At 35.8% G+C, this 19377-nt stretch carries 15 protein-coding genes; 5 read left to right on the top strand and 10 right to left on the bottom strand.

From position 1 onward, the window contains the following. Positions 1–969, top strand: a complete 969-nt coding sequence (locus BLT04_RS16510; protein ID WP_089756895.1) for a glycosyltransferase family 2 protein — start codon at positions 1–3, stop codon at positions 967–969. A gap of 247 nt (positions 970–1216) precedes the next feature. Further along, positions 1217–1771, top strand: coding sequence for a 3'-5' exonuclease (locus BLT04_RS16505; protein WP_089756894.1), 555 nt, complete (start codon positions 1217–1219; stop codon positions 1769–1771). A 66-nt stretch (positions 1772–1837) separates the two neighbouring features. Here the strand turns inward: BLT04_RS16505 and apaG are convergent, their stop codons facing one another. The 10 genes from apaG to glgB form a co-directional block, all read right to left on the bottom strand. Then, the gene (gene apaG / locus BLT04_RS16500; protein ID WP_089756893.1) at positions 1838–2227 is read right to left on the bottom strand and encodes a Co2+/Mg2+ efflux protein ApaG; all 390 of its coding nucleotides are present in this window, start codon (positions 2225–2227) and stop codon (positions 1838–1840) included. A gap of 80 nt (positions 2228–2307) precedes the next feature. Continuing rightward, entirely contained in the window at positions 2308–3570 is a 1263-nt protein-coding gene (gene odhB / locus BLT04_RS16495; RefSeq protein WP_089756892.1) for a 2-oxoglutarate dehydrogenase complex dihydrolipoyllysine-residue succinyltransferase, read from the bottom strand. A gap of 119 nt (positions 3571–3689) precedes the next feature. Further along, on the bottom strand, positions 3690–6506 hold the full coding sequence (locus BLT04_RS16490) for a 2-oxoglutarate dehydrogenase E1 component (RefSeq protein ID WP_089756891.1): 2817 nt from the start codon (positions 6504–6506) through the stop codon (positions 3690–3692). Between the two features lie 123 nt (positions 6507–6629). Further along, positions 6630–7670, bottom strand: coding sequence for an SRPBCC family protein (locus tag BLT04_RS16485; RefSeq protein WP_089756890.1), 1041 nt, complete (start codon positions 7668–7670; stop codon positions 6630–6632). 132 nt (positions 7671–7802) lie between these two features. Further along, the gene (locus tag BLT04_RS16480; RefSeq protein ID WP_089756889.1) at positions 7803–8369 is read right to left on the bottom strand and encodes a DUF6705 family protein; all 567 of its coding nucleotides are present in this window, start codon (positions 8367–8369) and stop codon (positions 7803–7805) included. A gap of 37 nt (positions 8370–8406) precedes the next feature. Beyond that, complete coding sequence (locus tag BLT04_RS16475; RefSeq protein ID WP_089756888.1) at positions 8407–8976, bottom strand: DUF6705 family protein; 570 nt, start codon at positions 8974–8976, stop codon at positions 8407–8409. Between the two features lie 18 nt (positions 8977–8994). Then, positions 8995–10317, bottom strand: coding sequence for a hypothetical protein (locus BLT04_RS16470; RefSeq protein WP_089756887.1), 1323 nt, complete (start codon positions 10315–10317; stop codon positions 8995–8997). A gap of 237 nt (positions 10318–10554) precedes the next feature. Then, on the bottom strand, positions 10555–11823 hold the full coding sequence (locus BLT04_RS16465; RefSeq protein WP_089756886.1) for a glucose-1-phosphate adenylyltransferase: 1269 nt from the start codon (positions 11821–11823) through the stop codon (positions 10555–10557). 20 nt (positions 11824–11843) lie between these two features. Then, positions 11844–13250: a glycogen synthase gene (locus BLT04_RS16460; protein ID WP_089756885.1), complete on the bottom strand. Its 1407-nt coding sequence runs from the start codon at positions 13248–13250 to the stop codon at positions 11844–11846. Positions 13251–13255: 5 nt separating this feature from the next. Continuing rightward, the gene (gene glgB, locus BLT04_RS16455) at positions 13256–15202 is read right to left on the bottom strand and encodes a 1,4-alpha-glucan branching protein GlgB (protein WP_170828497.1); all 1947 of its coding nucleotides are present in this window, start codon (positions 15200–15202) and stop codon (positions 13256–13258) included. 215 nt (positions 15203–15417) lie between these two features. Here glgB and BLT04_RS16450 point away from each other — a divergent pair, with 215 nt between their 5' ends. The 3 genes from BLT04_RS16450 to BLT04_RS16440 all read left to right on the top strand — a co-directional run bounded on the left by BLT04_RS16450 (position 15418) and on the right by BLT04_RS16440 (position 19310). Beyond that, positions 15418–16539 (top strand): alpha/beta hydrolase-fold protein, encoded by a 1122-nt coding sequence (locus BLT04_RS16450; RefSeq protein WP_089757314.1) that lies wholly within the window; start codon positions 15418–15420, stop codon positions 16537–16539. A gap of 2 nt (positions 16540–16541) precedes the next feature. Then, a complete protein-coding gene (locus BLT04_RS16445; protein ID WP_089756883.1) occupies positions 16542–17957 on the top strand; it encodes a leucyl aminopeptidase family protein in 1416 nt (471 codons plus the stop codon). A 141-nt stretch (positions 17958–18098) separates the two neighbouring features. Then, positions 18099–19310: an ATP-grasp domain-containing protein gene (locus BLT04_RS16440; protein ID WP_089756882.1), complete on the top strand. Its 1212-nt coding sequence runs from the start codon at positions 18099–18101 to the stop codon at positions 19308–19310. Positions 19311–19377 lie beyond the last annotated feature (67 nt).

The raw sequence follows: 19377 nt of genomic DNA, 5'->3' as shown, positions 1-19377 counted from the left end.
ATGCAGAAAAAATTAGCAATCGCCATACTCAACTGGAATGGGAAAAGCTGGCTTGAGAAATTTCTTCCCAGTATTATTAATTTTTCTCAGAATGCGGATATTTATGTGATTGATAACCTTTCAACAGATGATTCAGTTGAATTTTTACAAAATGAATTTCCTGTCGTAAAAGTCATTAAAAATGATAAAAATTACGGTTTTGCAGGCGGTTATAATGAAGGTTTAAAAAAAATTGAAGCTGAATATTACTGTCTTTTAAACTCAGATGTAGAAGTTACAGAAAACTGGACGGAGCCTGTATTACAGTTATTTGAAAAAGATTCATCAATTTCTGCTATTCAGCCTAAAATTTTATCTTATAATAATAAAAATTTCTTTGAGTTTGCGGGAGCTGCAGGCGGGTTAATTGACAATTTAGGTTATCCTTATTGCAGAGGGCGAATTTTCGATGATCTTGAGGAAGATAAAGGCCAATATAATGATGAAACAGAAATTTTCTGGGCTTCGGGATGCAGCTTATTTATCCGTTCAAAAGATTTTTGGGAACAGAAAGGTTTTGATGAAAGATTTTTTGCCCATCAGGAAGAAATTGATCTTTGCTGGCGATTAATCAATTCGGGAAAGAAAATTTTTTATACAGGAAAATCTAAAGTTTACCATGTTGGTGGTGGAACTTTAAACAAGCAAAGTGCTCAAAAAACTTATTTAAACATTAGAAATAATCTTTCAATGATGTTGAAAAATTTACCGTTTCCGAGCTTGATTTGGTTGATATTTTTCAGGCTTTGTTTAGATGGAGCTGCAGGCATCTATTTTGGATTTAAACTGGGCTTTCCACATCTTTGGGCGGTCGCGAGAGCTCATTTCGGGTTTTACGGACAGGCATCAGGAACCTGGAAGCTGAGACAAAAACATCAAAAAGACAAGTTTTATCAGACAAAATGGTTGATCTTTAAACATTTTTTATAACAAGGATTGCAGGATTTAGGTCGTAGGGCTTAATTCCGTAATTAATGTTACATTAAGAAAGATTCAAAGGTATAGGTCTACTTAAGTGGAGCACATTTTGTAGTTTTTAAAACTACAAATCATGGGAAAGGAGGGCATAAAAGAGATAAAGCAAATGCTTTTTCGAAGTTTAAAAACGAAGTTCCAAGCTGCACAAAATATTAGAAAAAATTCATATCTTATCACTCTCAATTTATAACTACAATACATGGATTTTTGCGCAATAGATTTTGAAACAGCCACCAATCACAGAAGCTCAGCTTGTGAAGTCGGAGTTTGTGTTGTGCAGGATTCTAAAATTGTAGAAACTAAAACCTGGCTGATAAAACCACCCAGCTTTCCTTATTTTAGTCAGTATAACATTGATGTACACGGGATTTTGCCCGATCATGTGAAAGACTCTCCTACTTTTGACGAAATCTGGTATGAAATTGAAGAATTGATGTACGGAACATTGATGATTGCTCATAATGCGAGTTTTGACGCCGGTGTTTTAAAAGGCTGTCTCGATCATTATGGGATGTTTACGCCAAAATTGGATTATTTATGCAGCATTCAGCTGGCGAAAAAGTCATGGAATTATCTTCCTAAATATGGTTTGAAGCATTTGGCGGAATATCATCAAATTAAGTTTAAACATCATCGTGCGGGAGATGATGCGGAAGCTTGTGCGAAGATTTCTTTACTTGCTTTTGAAAAATTATTTCTCACAAGCAATGAAGAAGTGCAGGAATATATGAAATTGAAGATTAAAAAGCTTTAGTATTTCCACAGATTACACGGATTTATACAAACTTTTGTATAAATTGCAATGTGTTTCTTTGCTTAATTAATTACTTAAAACTTCTGACAACAAATTAAACTTTGGAATATCTATTTCAAAATTTTCCTGGGTTTCCATATTTTTTACAAGATATTTTCCACTCATGTTTCCGACTCCGGAACGAAGCATTACATTAGAGAAATATTCAAAATTTTCAGTCATAGGGATCTCCGGTGTCAATCCAATAACCCCATCTCCTATTATTTCCGTATATCCAAAGCCAACATCAAAAATCAACCATTTTCTTTTAAGAATCTTTATAGAAAAATTTGCGTCATTTTCAATTGTTATATTGTATTTGAAAACATATCTGTTTTCAGATGGATAACTATTTTTACTATCATATTCAGGTATGACTGAAACTCTGATATTTAAGGTAGTTTTTGAGAACATCATTTTAGTATTTATTAAACGGATACAAAAATCTCGCCTTTTTGAGGCGAGATTAGAAATTTATACTATAATTTTATTAAAATCTATAATTCAAGGCCTCTTCTTTCGTCTCCACCTAATAAAATTTCAACAGGATTGTCAATACCTTCTTTTACAGCGACAAGGAATCCTACAGACTCTTTACCGTCAATAATTCTGTGATCGTAAGACATGGCAACATACATCATTGGGCGGATAACCACCTGACCGTCAACCGCAACCGGTCTTTGGATAATATTGTGCATTCCTAAAATGGCAGACTGAGGAGGGTTAATAATCGGTGTAGACATCATTGATCCGAAAGTACCGCCATTTGTAATTGTGAACGTACCGCCGGTCATTTCGTCAACCGTGATTTTACCGTCTCTTACTTTAGTTGCCAAATCTTTGATGTTTGCCTCAACACCTTTGAAAGACATATTTTCAGCGTTTCTCAATACGGGAACCATCAATCCTTTAGGACCTGAAACCGCAATTGAAATATCGCAGAAATCGTAGTTAATTTTGAAATCTCCGTCGATCGATGCATTTACATCCGGATACATTTTTAATGCTCTGGTAACTGCTTTTGTAAAGAAAGACATGAAACCAAGTCCTACTCCGTGCTTTTGAGCAAATTCGTCTTTATATTGTTTTCTCAGTCTAAAGATTTCAGACATATCTACCTCGTTGAAAGTCGTTAACATCGCTGTTTCATTCTTTACAGAAACTAATCTCTGAGCGATTTTTCTTCTAAGAACTGAAAGTTTAGTGGTCGTTGCAGATCTAGAACCTGTAGCAGTTAATGAACTTCCACCAAATGCAGGAACAGCTGCTAATTCAGCATCAGATTTAGAAATTCTTCCATCTCTTCCAGATCCTGAAACCTGAGAAGCATCGATACCTTTTTCGTCTAGAATTTTCTTTGCAGCAGGAGATGGAGCTCCCGTCGCATACGTTTGAGTCGCCGCCGCTACTGGTTGAGCAGCAGGTTTTGGAGCTTCTTGCTTAGCCGGTTCAGCCGCTTTTGGAGCCTCCTCTTTTTTCGGAGCTTCTGCAGCAGGAGCAGCAGCCCCTTCCGGTTTTGCAGCATCTCTATCAATTAAACAAACAACCTGACCCACCTGTACCACGTCACCTTCTTCTGCTTTTAAAGTAATAATTCCACTTTCTTCTGCAGGCAATTCAAGAGTCGCTTTATCTGAGTCTACCTCAGCGATAGGTTGATCTTTTTCTACGTAATCACCATCTTTTACAAGCCAAGTGGCAATTTCAACCTCTGTAATTGATTCGCCCGGTGAAGGAACTTTCATTTCTAAAACTGACATATCGTATTTTTTATTTTTTAATGATTATTATTTCTTTTTAGATTTTAAGAAAATAGATGAAGAAAAAAGACCTTTAAAATTCTAACTTCTAACCTCTAATATCTAACTTCTATTTTAAATTAAGCTGTTACAGGTCTTTTTACAGGAGCATCGTTTCTGTCAAACACTCTGTTGATCACCGCGTTTTGATTTTTCTCAAACATTTTGTGACTTCCCGGAGCCGGAGCACCACTTGGTACCGGAGCGATTACCTGGATTCCCGTATCTCTGAAATTTCTTAGAATATAAGACCAGGCTCCCATATTTTCAGGTTCTTCCTGAGCCCAGACAAGCTCTTTTCTGTTTTCATATTTAGCAAAAACTTCTTCAATTGCATCTGCCTGAAGCGGATAAAGCTGCTCGAATCTTACCAAAGCTATATTCTCAGCATTTAATTCTTCTTTTTTAGCTAATAATTCGAAATATAATTTACCTGAACAAAGCACTAATTTTTCTATTTTCTTAGGATCTGCAGTTGGATCATCCAAGATCGGCTGGAAACCACCTGTAGCAAAATCTTCAAGCGGAGAAACTACTTTTGGATGTCTCAACAATGATTTTGGGCTCATTACGACCAATGGTTTTCTGAAAGACCATTTTAATTGTCTTCTCAACAAGTGGAAATAATTGGCTGGTGAAGTGATATTTGCCACCACCATATTTTCATTTGCACAAAGCGTTAAAAATCTTTCTAATCTTGCGGAAGAGTGCTCTGCACCCTGACCTTCCGAACCGTGAGGCAATAACATCACCAAACCATCCTGAATCTTCCATTTTTCTTCTGCTGCAGCTAAATATTGGTCAACAATAATCTGAGCACCGTTTACGAAATCACCAAACTGAGCTTCCCAAACCGTTAATGTATTAGGAGAAGCCATCGCATATCCGTAATCGAAACCTAAAACACCGTATTCAGAAAGATGAGAATTGAAAATATCAAATCTGTTTTCAGAAACATGCTTCAAGGGAACATATTCTTCCTCAGTATCTTCAGTTTTTACAACTGCATGTCTGTGAGAGAACGTTCCTCTTTCCACATCTTCTCCGGAAATTCTGATATTATGACCTTCAGTAAGCAATGTAGCATATGCCAACCACTCTCCTAAGGCCCAATCCAAAGAGTTTCCTTCGATCGCCTTGATGCGGTTTTCGAAAAGTCTTGTAATTTTATTGATGAATTTTTTATCAGCCGGAAGCGTTGACATTTTAATTGCCAGCTCTTTCAACTTCTCTAAGTCATATTTTGTATCAACAGGCAACTGCACGGCTCCTCTTTTTCCAAGCGGATAGTTTGTCCAGTCTTCTGCCATGAATAAATCCATAACGTTTTTCTCGATCTCTTTGGAAGCATCAAAGTCTTTATCTAAAAGCGCTTTGAAATCTGTTTCCATTGTTTTAAGAACATCGTTGGAAATTACACTGTCGTTGATTAATTTGTCTTTATAAATTTCTCTCGGATTCTGGTGTTTTGAGATTAATTTATACAAATTAGGCTGAGTAAATCTTGGTTCATCCCCTTCGTTATGACCATATTTTCTGTATCCTAATAAATCGATATAAACATCTTTACCAAACTTCGCTCTGAAATCAGCAGCAAAGTGAATCGCATGAACAACCGCTTCTGCATCATCAGCATTTACGTGCATTACAGGAGATTCCGTAACTTTTGCAATGTCTGTACAATACGTTGAAGATCTTGCATCCATATAATTCGTTGTAAATGAAACCTGGTTATTGACAACAATATGAACGGTACCACCAGTTCTGTAACCTTCCAAAGTCATCATCTGAGCAACTTCGTAAGCAATACCCTGACCAGCCAACGCACCGTCACCGTGGATTACGATCGGTAAAATTTTAGAGTAATCTCCTTTATATTTATCGTCCACTTTTGCACGGCAAATCCCTTCTACAAGAGCGGCAACTGTTTCTAAGTGAGACGGGTTCGGAGTTAAATTAATTGAAACTTCTTCTCCTGAAGCTGTTTTTATTTTTTTTGATGAACCTAAATGATATTTAACATCACCTGAGAATACATCTTCTTCAAATTCTTTACCTTCAAATTCTGAGAAAATCTGTTTGTAAGATTTCCCGAAAATGTTTGTCAACACATTCAGTCTTCCTCTGTGAGCCATACCCAAAACTACCTCATCAACTCCCAATTGAGAAGATCTCGAGATCAACTGGTCCAAAGCCGGAATCAAAGTTTCACCACCTTCCAGTGAGAATCTTTTCTGTCCGACAAATTTTGTATGCAGATAATTTTCAAAAGCTACAGCCTGATTCAACTTCAATAAAATCTCAGTTTTTTCGTTGGCTGAAAGACTTGGGTGGTTTTCATTTACCTGAAGCCATTTTTTGATGAAATCTTTTTCTTCAACATTGTTGATGTATGTATATTCAACACCGATAGAATCACAATAGATCGTTTCTAAGCGTTTCACTATTTCCTGTAAAGTCACAGGTTCTTTGAAACCGATTTCTACGGCACAGTTGAATTTTGTATTTAAATCAGATTGATCAAGCCCGAAGTTTTCGATATCCAGAGTCGGAGTATAGTGTCTTCTTTCTCTGACAGGATTTGTTTTTGTGAACAAGTGCCCTCTCGTTCTGTAAGCCTCAATAAGGTTTACTACTTTAAATTCTTTTTTGATTTGCTCAGGAACCTCTCCGTTGGCTGCTGCCTGGGAAATTTGCTGTACTGCAGGTGCAGAATTAGCCGGAGCCTGAATATATTGAACGCTATCATCATCACCATAGTTCTCTAAAGCAAAATCGAAGCCTTGAAAGAAAGCTTTCCATGATGGTTCTAAAGAGTCCGGGTATTTTAAGTACTGTTGGTATAAATCCTCAATTAACTGAGAATGAGCTGCGTTTAGGAATGAAAATCTGTCCATTATTACAGTTTATCTATTATTAAATTTTGTTTGTAGAATTAATCTTCAAATTTAATAAAAAAAACCGAGTTGTAAGAGTTTCAAAGTATTAAAAAAACTATAAAAGAAATAAATGTAATGAATTTACTTAAAGACAGATAAAGAGAGCTTGATATTCACATCCTGCCCCTCCGTCGGGCGTTCGATGAAAGTCTGGCGAATATCCCCGAAACGCATTTCATCATTTTTCGCTTTTTGCATCAGCTGCTGAATGGCTTTTACCCGTCCTTCATAGCTTCCTTTGTAGTACATTACATAATTCTGGGTTGGGTTTACCGATCTGAAATTAAAGTTGTTATCTGTAACGCCAAACTTTTTAGACAAAGGCACACCAAGGAAATAAGATACTTCTTTATCCTTGTAATTATCGGCATCTGTCATCAGGATCGGATATCCGAATTCGTCGTCTTTTTTGCCTAAATCCATCGTTATGTAATTGTAGACTTTATTGTAATTCATCACAATATTTTTGTAAAGTGCGTCTTTTTTATTGGAAGTGCTTACATTGATTCCCAATAATAATTTAGCTTCTTCATTTTCCACCATTAAGCTGTCGTATTTTATGGCAGCCATCTGATTGTCTTTTTCGACCTTATTGCCTAAAACATTTTTAAGATTGGCCATGCTTTTATCAATATTTTCGGCAAATTTATCTTCTGTCCAAAAATTTTCAACTCTTTTCCAAACAGATAATTTCGGAGTATGAACGGTCCACGTGATTTTTGTTTTCTGCGCGGAAACGGCTTTAAATTTAACATCAACCAGGGTCGGATTCTCATTTTTATTCTCAAAAAGCTGATATCTTAGGGTTCTGTTCGGGTTTTCATACCGGATGAACATCTCACCGTCGGTATCGTTTTTCGGATCTACATAACTGATGGAACTTCCCTGTCCTTCGTAAGGTGTATAGTAATCAATATCAATCGATTGAGAGCTTTTAAAGAAATTATTCCATCTTGTGAAATTCTGCAGGTTGTTGAACTGATTAAAAACTTTCCCGACAGGATAATCGATCTCTTTTTCAATCTTAAAACTTTTGCTTTCATCCACAAAATAATACATGGAAGCAGCATAAGCCCCTCCCAGCAAAACAACAATTACCGCTATGATTTTAAAAAAACGCATCACACAAAAGTAAGACAAATAAAAAAAGTGACCAATATATTGATCACTTTGTATTATGTTTTTATTGCTTAGTAAAAATTAAATATGAGATTTGTATCCAGAAAATAAAAAACTCCATTTGGAAGATTTACATTATTGTTTTACTAGAATAATTTCTTTGGGTAATGGATCTGGTTGTTGATCAACAGGTTTACCATAATAAAAACACTTAGGATCTAAGTTTTGTGGATAATCTTTATATTTAAACTTTAATTCTTTCTTTGAAGAATCTGTAAATCCAATCATAATAAGGCCTACTTTATTGCATAAATCTTGATCAATATACATTAACTCGTACTTTCCACTAGGATAAATATGCATACCTTGTATTTTTGAATAATTATCTTCAATGGAAAGATTATCAAAAAGAGTTTTACCATCTAAGTCTTTTACTTGAAACTTACCCCAAAGCATATCTTTGTAGTACGGATTTTTTTGTGAAAGTGTATCATAATATTTCACTTTTTTGAAAACAATAGTAAATGTTTTATTATTTGAAATTCCCTTCCATATCCCTTCAAATGCAGGAAGTTGATTATCTAAATCTTTTATATAAGAATTTAGGGAAAGCTCATTATTCATAGTAGTTAGGGGAAGAATTTGTTGTGCTTTACAGAAAAGCGTTCCTCCCAATAATGTGAATAAAAATATATTTTTCATATCTCATTATTTGAAAAAGCTTGCAAGATGCTTTACGTTATTGCTTTGTAAAAATTAAATCTTTTGTCTCTGGAAGATAAATATTTATATCTGTTCCAGGGGGGCATTTACTGTTTTCAAGGATAATATCGTCAGGACGATATTCCCAAGAAATTTGTGTTGAGTTAACTTTTGTCAAGTAAATATCCCCCCAACCTACACGGCAATTAGTACCACTATAGATAAACACTACCGAATTTTGTGATTTCATTTTAGTACTATAAATATAAATTTTAGGTAGATTATTATTCTTTGTATCTTGTAAAGTAGTTCCCGCCGAGTTTTTAACTATATATTTTACCACCAAAGCATCTCTATAAAATTGTTGATTAGCCCTTTTCACTAATTTATTTTCTTCTTTAGTAATATACAATGTTATTTCTTTTCCTTGAAAGCTTGCCTTATAAGTACCAACATATGGAGTTAGTTCATTATTTAAGTCTTTAACATATGCATTTTGAGGTATGTCTAATACTCCTGTATTTAATGGCAATGTTTGCGTTTGTGCTTTACAACACGTAATAGATGTAATAAAGCTGAATAGTATAATATTTTTAAAATTTATCATATTGTAATTTTTATTAATTTAAGAACAAGGTACTGCATTCGGAGTATTATTACTGTCCAAATTTATATTTTGTATTATTCCATTATCTTCGATTCTTTGTAAATTAACCTTTCCTTCCAATCCCATTTTTTTCAAAGTTGTAAAAAATAATTTTTCTACGCCCAAGTTATTTATTGAACCGTCACTATTTCTATAAGTTTGTCCGTATAGTAATGGTGTAGTTAGATCACTAGCTAACTCTCTATAATCTTCACCGAATACATCTAAATCATCCTGCGAAAAAGTCTTAATAGCATCTTGATAAGTTCCGTTGAACCAAATAACATAATGCATGCCATTAGGAGCAATCATTCCCAAATAAGCATTATTTACATTAGTTGGGTTAGATGTTGGCTGAGCTCTTGCAAAACCTAGTAATTGGTCTATATCAGGTGGTGAAAGCATTGGAATTCCAGTAGGTGTATGATTATGATAACCTCCAGTGTATCCTGTCTTATCTCCTAGATTCACACTATGAGCTCCACCTGTTATTGTCGGCGAAGGAGTGCCATCAATTTTAAATTTCACACCTTTTTCACCGCCTTGTGTAGACTGATCCTTTAATTCCTTAATTTTTGGTTGTACACCCGGTTTTGATAATACATCTAATACTTTGTCACAGGGAGTCTGTGGGGTTTGGGGATACGGATAACCACCACCACCTCCGCCAGATGATGATCCACCTCCTGTGTTACCTCCGGTAGAACCACCGCAATTTGCATTTTCATCTATAGCCTGACATGGCAATGAAGGACCAGAAGGTAAACAACCCATTGTAACAAATGTATAAGTAGGTCCTGCGCTACCGTCCTCATTTGTCCAAGTCCAAGTGATTGTCATAGAAATACAACCGCCTTTATCACTTAAAGAATTGTTTACTGTTGCATTTTTAAGATTCTTTCTATCATTAAAAACTAAGGCATTAAAAAATTGCTTCGAGTCTTCTTCGTCTTTTCTTTTAAAAAAGATTCTGTTCCCCTCTTTATAAACGAAAAGAACAAGGTTTACTTTATTATTTTTTATGACAGGTACTTCAAGAAAGCTTTCATGAGTTCCCATCGTTACTGCATAATCCCAAGAGATAGTACCAAAATTATTGGCAAAATAATCTTTGTTACCATACTGTTCAAAAACTTTCATTACATTTTTGATGTACACCTCGTCTTCTTTAACAGGACTTTTGGAACTATATTCTTTTGAATAAGGATCGGATGATGAAGAAATTTCATCGTGAACACAGGAATACAGTGAAATACTTAAGACTATTAATAAAAATAGCCTGAGAATAGTTTTTTCTCTCATTTGTTTTGTTTTTTTTAGTTCTCAAATATATAAAAAATTATTTCATCACATTAAAGTGATTATTTTTTCTACTTTTATAATTGTAACCTGATTAATAAGATTTCCCTGTAATAGTTAAATAAGAAAAGGTAACTTAAATGAGCTACCTTTTTTTATTTATAACGAATATATTCTTCACTCCACATTCACTTCATTCAGAATGACAGCGCACTCAAACCCTAAAACTCTCAAATCCAATTACCCAATATGAGTTCCGGGAAGTATCACTGCATCTTTTTTTACAACAACAATTCCGTCCTGGATTGAATGTGTTCCAAAATCGCCGTCCTGAAGGTGTTTTCCTCCGATGATCCTTACATTATCTCCGATATAGCAGTTTTTATCTAAAATTGCTTTTTCGATATAACAATATTTCCCGATTCCCATGTTAGGGCGTCCTTTTCTGTCATTAATGATAATTTCTTTGGTATTTTGATAGAAATCAGCACCCATTACGTAAGAATTTACGATGGTGCTCCCTTTATCGATTCTCGTTCTGTTTCCAATAACCGAATTTTCGATTTTATCAGCCATAATAATGCATCCGTCACCAAAAACAGCCTTACTTACATAAGATCCGTTGATTTTTGACGGCGGCAACATTCTCGCTCTTGTATAAATCGGTGAAGATGAGAAAAGATTAAACTGAGGAAAATCCTGGCAAAGATCAATATTTGCTTCATAAAAAGATTCGATCGTTCCGATGTCCGTCCAATATCCTTCAAACTGATAGCTTAATGTTGTATATTTTCCGATCGAGTTTGGAATGATGTCTTTTCCGAAATCATCACCTGCCCCGTCATCAAACATTTTTTTAAGAATACTTTTCGTAAAAATGTAAATTCCCATAGAAGCAAGATATTCTTTTCCTGCGTGCTTATTGTCTTCGGAAACTTCGGATTTTAAGCCATCCAGAATATCATAGCCTGGCTTTTCAACAAAAGAAGTGATATTTCCTTCATCATCAGAGCTTAAAATACCGAAACCTGTGGCATCCTTTGCATTTACGGGAATCGTTGCTATCGTTACATCACCCCCTTTTTCGATATGGAAATTCAGCATTTCCCTGAAATCCATCTGATATAGCTGATCGCCGGAAAGAATTAAAATATAGTCATAATCATACTTTTCAAGGTGTTTCATCGACTGGCGCACTGCATCGGCAGTTCCCTGATACCAGCTTTCGTTTTCCACATTCTGCTCAGCAGCTAAAATATCTACAAAACCTTTACTGAAGATATCAAAATGATAAGAGTTTTTGATATGTGAATTTAATGATGCCGAATTAAACTGTGTAAGAACCAGGATTTTATTCAGCCCCGAGTTCAGGCAATTTGAAATAGGAATATCTACCAATCTGTATTTTCCCGCGATGGGAACAGCCGGTTTTGATCTTGTGTACGTCAACGGAAAAAGTCTTGTGCCTCTTCCTCCTCCCAAAACAATGGAAATTACATTGCGATTCATAAATTATGTTGCGTTTTTACTTAATTATTATATAAAGCTATATATTTTTCTGCGGATTTCTCCCAGGCAAAATCAAAATTCATATTGGCATGAATGAGATTTTCCATGATATTTTTTTCGTTATAAATACTTAATCCTCTGTTCATTGCATGTACAATATCATCTACTCCGGCATAAGTAAAATTTAATCCTGCCCCGCCTGTCGAAATATCCTCTACAGTATCTCTCAAACCTCCTGTATATCGCACGACGGGAATTGTTCCGTACCGCATTGAATACATCTGATTTAATCCGCAGGGCTCAACCCTTGAAGGCATTAATAAAAAGTCTGCCGAAGCATAAATTTTATGTGAAAGATGCTCTTTATAGCCTAAATCCAGTGCAAAATTGGAGTACGTATAATCGTATTCTTTCAGCTTATCTTCAATATACGTGTTTCCTGAGCCTAAAATCATGATGTTTAAAGCTCCAAAGCTTTGTTTAATGCTTTTCCAGACTACATCCGGCAGTAAATCTGCTCCTTTTTCAGTTGCAAACCTTCCGATAAAAGCAAATAACGGAAGCTCAGGCTTCAACCCATATTCTTTACAGAGCTTTTCTTTATTTTTCTTTTTCTGGGCAATGGCATTTTTACTATTAAAATTAAAATCAAGCATTGGATCGGTTTTGGGATCCCAGACTTCTGTATCAATACCATTGATAATTCCGTAGGCTTTGCTGAATTCCTGTCGAACCAAGCTTTCCAGACCTCTGAAACTTATAAAAAGTTCTTCCAGATAACCTTCTGAGACTGTTGTAAAAGCTGTCGAGCATTTAATCATGCTTGCCAGAGGATTTATCAGCCCGTTCCAATCTATCATTCCCCATTTATACGAATCAAAAGCAGGCATATAATTCGCCATTTCCCAGCTCATCATTCCCTGATATTCACCGTTATGAATGGTTCCGATTGTTTTTACACCTTTTAAATAAGCAAATTCCGGGCAATATTCAATCATAAAAGGAACTAATCCTGTATGATAATCATGGCAATGCAATACATCCGGACGAATTTCCATCGCGCTCAGCCAATGCAAAACGCCATGCTGAAAAGCCAGAAACTGATAATTCTCATCCTGATAACCGTAAGGATTATCTCGGTCTAAAAGTCCGGGAATTCTGACCATAAATAATTCAAAACCCAAAACATCACTTTTCTCCTTCAAAACCTGTACCTGAAGCATGTTTCCTCTTTGATGAATGAAGCCATCAAAAACTGTGTCAAACTCATGCTCACGAACAAAAGGTTTATTATAAAAAGGCATAACAACCTTAGCATCAACGCCTTTTATTTTATTTTGATATTTCGGCAAAGCTCCTACGACATCTGCTAAACCTCCTACTTTAGCTATCGGATAACATTCCGTGCTTAGATGATAAACAATCATTTTTTTTATCTTTTGTGCTTAATTCTATGTAATTTATACTTCTTATCTTTCTTTTGCCTTAAAATAATTCCGGCAAGGGGTGGCAAATTAATGCTTATCGATTTCGGATGATTCATCCATTCTTCATTTTTTTCAAGGAAAATTTCAGATTTTACACCGCTTCCGCTATATTTTTCGTCATCAGAATTAAAAATCACTTCCCATTGGGTTCCTGCATTTACTCCGATTTTATAATCCAAAACTCTTGGTGTTAAATTTAAAATTACCATACAAACATCGTCCCGTTTTTTGCCTTTCCTTAAATAAATGTAAACTGAGTTTTCCACATCATCAGCTTCAACCCATTCAAAACCGCTTGGATCAAACTGATTTTCATAAAATGCAGCTTCATACCGGTATATATGATTTAAATCTTTGACTAATGTCTGCAATCCTTTATGCACGGGATATTCCAGCAAATGCCAGTCCAGGCTTTGGGTAAAATTCCATTCGCTTGTCTGCCCGAATTCATCTCCCATAAAAAGAAGTTTCGCGCCGGGATGCGTAAACATATACACATACAGCGCGCGGAGATTTGCAAATTTCTGCCATTCATCGCCTCTCATTTTATAGATAAGACTTGCTTTTCCGTGAACGACCTCATCGTGTGATAATGGCATCATATAATTTTCATTATACATATACATTGAGGCAAAGGTCAGCTTATGGTGATGAAATTTTCTGTTGGCGGAATCTTCTTTAAAATAATCCAATGTATCGTGCATCCATCCCATCATCCATTTCATTCCAAAACCTACCCCGCCTGCGTGAACGGGTTTTGTAAGCATCGGAAAATCTGAGCTTTCCTCGGCAATTGTGATAATATTATCTCCAAATTCTTTATAAACAGCAGTATTGAATTCCTGTAAAAAAGCTTTTGCTTCAAGATTTACGTTTCCACCGTACATATTGGGTTCCCATTCGCCTTCATTTCTTGAATAATCGAGGTGAAGCATTGAAGTTACGGCATCCACACGCAATCCGTCAACATGGTACCTTTCCAGCCAGAACATGGCATTTGAAATTAAAAAAGATTTCACTTCATTTCTTCCGTAATTGAAAATATAGGACTTCCAATCGGGATGAAAACCTTTTCTCGGATCTTCATGCTCGTATAAAAAAGAACCGTCAAAACGATGCAAACCATTCGCATCACCCGGAAAATGGGAAGGAACCCAGTCTAGAATAACGCCGATGCCGTTTTTATGCAGCTCATTAATCAAAAACATTAAATCCTGTGGCGAGCCGAAGCGCGATGTCGCCGCATAAAATCCTGTAATCTGGTACCCCCAGCTCGGATCGTACGGATATTCCATCACGGGCATGAATTCTACATGGGTAAAGCCCATTTCTTTGATATAAGGAACCAATTTTTTGGCAATATCCCTATAATTTAAAAATTGCTTGGGAGCATCAATTTCTCTTACCCAGGAACCCAAATGCAGTTCATAAACCGAAAGAGGAGCTTTCAAACTGTTCACTTTCCAACGGTTTTCAAGCCATTCTTTATCATCCCATTCGTACCAGGTCGTAGAAACCAAAGACGCCGCCTGTAAATTTTGTTCCCAGCTTAATGCATAAGGATCACTTTTTTCTAAAATTTCGCCATGAGCTGTCTCAACAGCGTATTTATACAATGTTCCCCAGGTTAATCCCGCAATAAATCCTTCCCAAATCCCCGATTCGTCCCATCGGGGATACAGAATATGATCTTTATGGTTCCAATTGTTAAAATTACCTATTACTGAAACTTTTTTCGCATTTGGAGCCCAAACCGAAAAATAAACCCCTTTTACCCCGTCTTTTTCTACAGAATGTGCACCAAACTTGTCATATAGCTTATAATGTCTACCTTCTTTGAAAAGGTAAATATCATGGTCTGTAAAAAGTGTATAGGTTTTCACCGAATTCATCAAAACTTGGTTTATTTTTTATATTTTCTTTGAAACTACGAAAAATATCAACAATTTTCGTTAACTATCATTGAAATTATTATTATCTAATTCTTCCACACTCACGTGTCTATCAAATATATAATTTTTTCTTCACCCTTTTATGAATTTTAAAAATAATCGATTTAAAAAGATTTTTTTATAAATTTAGCGGCTAAATCTATTAAACACACATGATGAGGTTTGAACTCTATACCGGGGAAAGTGATGACAGAGCCATCTATATTACAGGAAATTTCAACAGCTGGAATCCTAAAGATTATAGCTATCGGCTCAATCAAACAGACGTAAATAATTATTTTATAGACATCGAAGATCTGCTTTTGCCCGATGAAATTGAATATAAATTCACAAAAGGCGGTTGGGAAAATGTAGAGCTCGACAAGCATGGAAACATTACGCCTAATAAAAAAATTGCAAAATCTGCGGGCAAGGTTTCCGATATTGTTGAAAAATGGAGATTCAACTGGGGGCCTTTTAAAGATGAATATTTTCCGATCGTTGAGATCATTTCAGAGCGGTTTTATATTCCGCAGCTTGATCGGTACAGAAAAGTCTGGGCATTGTTGCCGTATGATTATTATGTTTCGAATAAAAGCTATCCTGTTTTATACCTTCAGGATGCCCAAAATTTATTTAACGAAGGAAGCGGTTACGGAAACTGGGAAATTGATAAAAAGCTCTCTATACTTGCGGAATATGGTCGTGGAGATGTGATTGTAATTGCCATAGAGCACGGCAGTGAAGAGAGAATTAAAGAATATATTTTTGATAATGATAATGTGGCCAACGGCTCGGAAGGAAAAAAATACATCCGCTTTATTGCTGATACTCTGAAACCTTTTGTAGATGAAAATTACCGCACCAAAAAAGACAGGGAAAATACCGGGATCGGTGGAAGTTCTTTAGGCGCATTGATAAGCATTTACAGCGGTTTTCTGTATCCTGAAGTATATTCTAAATTATTGATTTTTTCTCCTTCGCTTTGGGTGGAGCCAAATAATAATTTTCCGATGATGAATTTCCGCGTACCTTACAAAATGAAAATTTATTTGTATGGCGGTGGTCAGGAAGGCTCGAAGATGGTTAAAAGAATCCGCATTTTTGAAGAATATTTAAAACGTTGGGAAAAGAAAAACCTTTTTGATTTTGAGTTTAAAACCAGCGTAAATCCGGAAGGCACACACAATGAATTTTACTGGTCACAGGAGTTTCCGAGAGCCATCGAATGGCTGTATTACAACAACACCGAAAATCCTGTAGAAGTAAAGCCACAACAAAAAAGCATTAAAAATTAATTATGAAATTAATCAACAAAAAAAATAAAACATATACTCAGGTTTTCCATTTATTCACCGAAGAAAACTGGACGAAAACAGCAAAAAATTTCAACAAAAATATTTCCACTTTCTTCACAGGAAAAAAAAATGAAATATTTGTAAATGCCCACGAGGAAGGCATTACTTATTTTATCGGATTAGGAAAATCAACCTTACAGAACTTTGAAATTCAGCAGGTTGCCAATAAATTTTCTCAAGGCCAGAAGAAAAATCTCCATGCTGTTCCGACCTTGGTTTTAGCAGATTTTCTTACTGAAAAACAATTTGAAGAATTTGTAAAAGGCCTCTTAATCGGAACCTATAACTACCCTTTTGAAAAAACGCATGCTTTCTGGAGTCCAAAATTTGAGATTCATTTTGAAAATGTAAGCCAGAAAAAGCTGGATACGATCTCTGAAAGAGCTTTAGCTTTGAGTAATGGCCAAATTGCTTGTCAGGATTGGCTAAACAAGCCGGCAAACCTTAAAAAACCTGATACTTTCGGCTTATATCTTAAAAATTTAGCAAAAAAACACGATTTAAAATACACTTCATTCAACAGGAAAAAATGTGAAGAGCTTGGTTTGGGAGCTTATCTTTCTGTCAATCAAGGAAGTGCTTATGATGCTGCTTTCACCATTTTGGAATATAAAACGACGGTAAAAAATGCTAAAACTATCGGTTTGGTCGGAAAATGTGTTTTGTTTGACACAGGCGGAATTTCACTGAAGAATCCCGACAACATGCATTACATGAAATCTGATATGGGCGGTGCGACAGCCGTTTTGGGAACTTTAATTTATGCAGCGGAAATGCAGCTTCCTGTTAATATTATTGCGATTTTACCTATTACGGACAACGCAATTTCCGAAAATGCATTTCTTCCAAGTGATGTGATTACGGCTTATAATGGAAAAACAATTGAAGTTCTGAATACTGACGCTGAAGGCAGGATGATTTTGGCAGACGGACTTTCATATCTGGCGAAAAACTATAAAACCGATTGCCTTATCGATTTGGCGACCTTAACGGGAAGTTCGGTCAGAATGTTCGGTGATACTTGTGGCGCACTTTTCTCAAACAATGAAGAATTTAAAAATTTACTTATAAAAACAGGCGATAAAACCAATCAAAGGCTTTGGAATCTCCCTTTATGGGATGTCTGGAAAGACGATATCCAGTCTGATGTGGCGGATTTAAAAAACATTTCCATGAAACCTATCGGAGACTGTATCGTTGCTGCGAAATTCCTGGAACAATTTATTGAAAATCATCCAAAATGGGCGCATCTGGATATTGCTGGAGTCGCTTTCGGAAATGTGGGATACGCAAAGGAAAAGGCAGCCACCGGTTTTGGTGTACAATTATTGGCAGATTTAATCGAAAATTATCACTAAAAATTAGTTTATTACAAAAAAACTCTGTATAATTGATATAGGAATTTTCAAATACTCAGCATATTTCAAGTTTTACCATTAAGTAATTAATAAAAATTTGATTTTATTTTTGAAAATTTATTAAAACATAAAAAACATTATATGGAGGAGAAAACAATAGTATGTATTTCGTGCTATTACAAGGGCTATGACTTCATGGACGAAATGAAGAAGCTCGGTAATAAAATAATCTTAATAACTTCCGAAAATCTTAAGGAAAAAAACTGGCCGTGGCATGCTATCGACGAGGTATTTTATATGCCCGAGCAAAAACCTTCTGTCTGGAATTTAGATCATCTCGTACAGGGATTTTCACATTTGATGCAGACCAGAAAAGTGGATGCTGTGATTGCTTTGGACGATTATGATGTGGAAAAAGCAGCCCTGATCCGCGAAACTTTCCGTATTCCGGGAATGGGACAGACAACGCACCGCTATTTCAGGGATAAACTGGCTATGAGGCAGAAAGCTAAAGATTCCGGGATTAATGTTCCTGAATTTACCGCTGTTTTTAATAATGATGAAGTCAACGGTTTCATTGATAAAATTCCGGCTCCCTGGGTTTTAAAACCCCGTTCTGAAGCTTCAGCATCAGGAATACAAAAAATTAAAACAAAAGATGAGCTTTGGGATGCGCTCAATGCTCTCGGAGAGGAAAGACATTTGTTTTTACTGGAAAGTTTTAAGCCCGGCGATGTTTATCATGTTGACAGCCTTACGTTTAATAAAGAAATTATATTTACCTCTGCTTCAAAATATCTTGCCCCGCCTATGCAGGTTTCTCATGAAGGTGGCGTTTTCAGAACAAAAACTTTAGGCAGATATTCTGACGAATTTAAAGCTTTAGATGAAGTTAATGCTAAAGTTTTATCGAGTTTTGGCTTACTAAACGGTGCAACTCACACAGAATTTATCCGCGGGAAAGAAGATGGAAAATGGTATTTTCTGGAAACATCTTCCAGGGTCGGAGGTGCGCATATCCCTGATTTGGTGGAAGCTTCAAGCAATATCAATATCTGGCGGGAATGGGCAAAAATTGAAGATGCTTTATTAAGAGGCAAAAATTATGAAATAACAAAACCGACGGGATATTATTCCGGGCTGATCGTGGCTTTAATTAAAGATAAAGAGCCCGATTATAACGAATTTGAATGCGAGGAAGTCGCAAAATTTATCCCGATCGATTATCATGTTGGAATTGTTTACAAATCAAATGATTCGGCCAAAATTCAGGAAAGACTGGATTGCGCTGCAGAAAAAATTCAGGATCATTTTTTAAATATTCTTCCGCCACAAAGCAGACCGACAAGTTAAGGAATTAGGAATTAGGAATTAGGAATTAGGAATTAGCAAAATTATTCATAATCTAATTATTAATTAT

The sequence above is a fragment of the Chryseobacterium soldanellicola genome, assembly GCF_900100115.1.
In the GTDB taxonomy this organism is placed as follows: domain Bacteria; phylum Bacteroidota; class Bacteroidia; order Flavobacteriales; family Weeksellaceae; genus Chryseobacterium; species Chryseobacterium soldanellicola.
Note: the sequence above shows the minus strand (reverse complement) of the source record. Positions and strands in the feature narration are given on the sequence as shown.

Bases quoted from the DNA above. Each gene is read 5' to 3' on its own strand.
- BLT04_RS16490 (WP_089756891.1), bottom strand. From the start codon at position 6,506: ATGGACAGATTTTCATTCCTAAACGCAGCTCATTCTCAGTTAATTGAG.
- apaG (WP_089756893.1), bottom strand. From the start codon at position 2,227: ATGATGTTCTCAAAAACTACCTTAAATATCAGAGTTTCAGTCATACCT.
- BLT04_RS16440 (WP_089756882.1), top strand. From the start codon at position 18,099: ATGGAGGAGAAAACAATAGTATGTATTTCGTGCTATTACAAGGGCTAT.
- odhB (WP_089756892.1), bottom strand. From the start codon at position 3,570: ATGTCAGTTTTAGAAATGAAAGTTCCTTCACCGGGCGAATCAATTACA.
- BLT04_RS16485 (WP_089756890.1), bottom strand. From the start codon at position 7,670: ATGCGTTTTTTTAAAATCATAGCGGTAATTGTTGTTTTGCTGGGAGGG.
- BLT04_RS16445 (WP_089756883.1), top strand. From the start codon at position 16,542: ATGAAATTAATCAACAAAAAAAATAAAACATATACTCAGGTTTTCCAT.
- BLT04_RS16460 (WP_089756885.1), bottom strand. From the start codon at position 13,250: ATGATTGTTTATCATCTAAGCACGGAATGTTATCCGATAGCTAAAGTA.
- BLT04_RS16470 (WP_089756887.1), bottom strand. From the start codon at position 10,317: ATGAGAGAAAAAACTATTCTCAGGCTATTTTTATTAATAGTCTTAAGT.
- BLT04_RS16505 (WP_089756894.1), top strand. From the start codon at position 1,217: ATGGATTTTTGCGCAATAGATTTTGAAACAGCCACCAATCACAGAAGC.
- BLT04_RS16510 (WP_089756895.1), top strand. From the start codon at position 1: ATGCAGAAAAAATTAGCAATCGCCATACTCAACTGGAATGGGAAAAGC.
- BLT04_RS16465 (WP_089756886.1), bottom strand. From the start codon at position 11,823: ATGAATCGCAATGTAATTTCCATTGTTTTGGGAGGAGGAAGAGGCACA.
- BLT04_RS16475 (WP_089756888.1), bottom strand. From the start codon at position 8,976: ATGATAAATTTTAAAAATATTATACTATTCAGCTTTATTACATCTATT.
- BLT04_RS16450 (WP_089757314.1), top strand. From the start codon at position 15,418: ATGAGGTTTGAACTCTATACCGGGGAAAGTGATGACAGAGCCATCTAT.
- BLT04_RS16480 (WP_089756889.1), bottom strand. From the start codon at position 8,369: ATGAAAAATATATTTTTATTCACATTATTGGGAGGAACGCTTTTCTGT.
- glgB (WP_170828497.1), bottom strand. From the start codon at position 15,202: ATGAATTCGGTGAAAACCTATACACTTTTTACAGACCATGATATTTAC.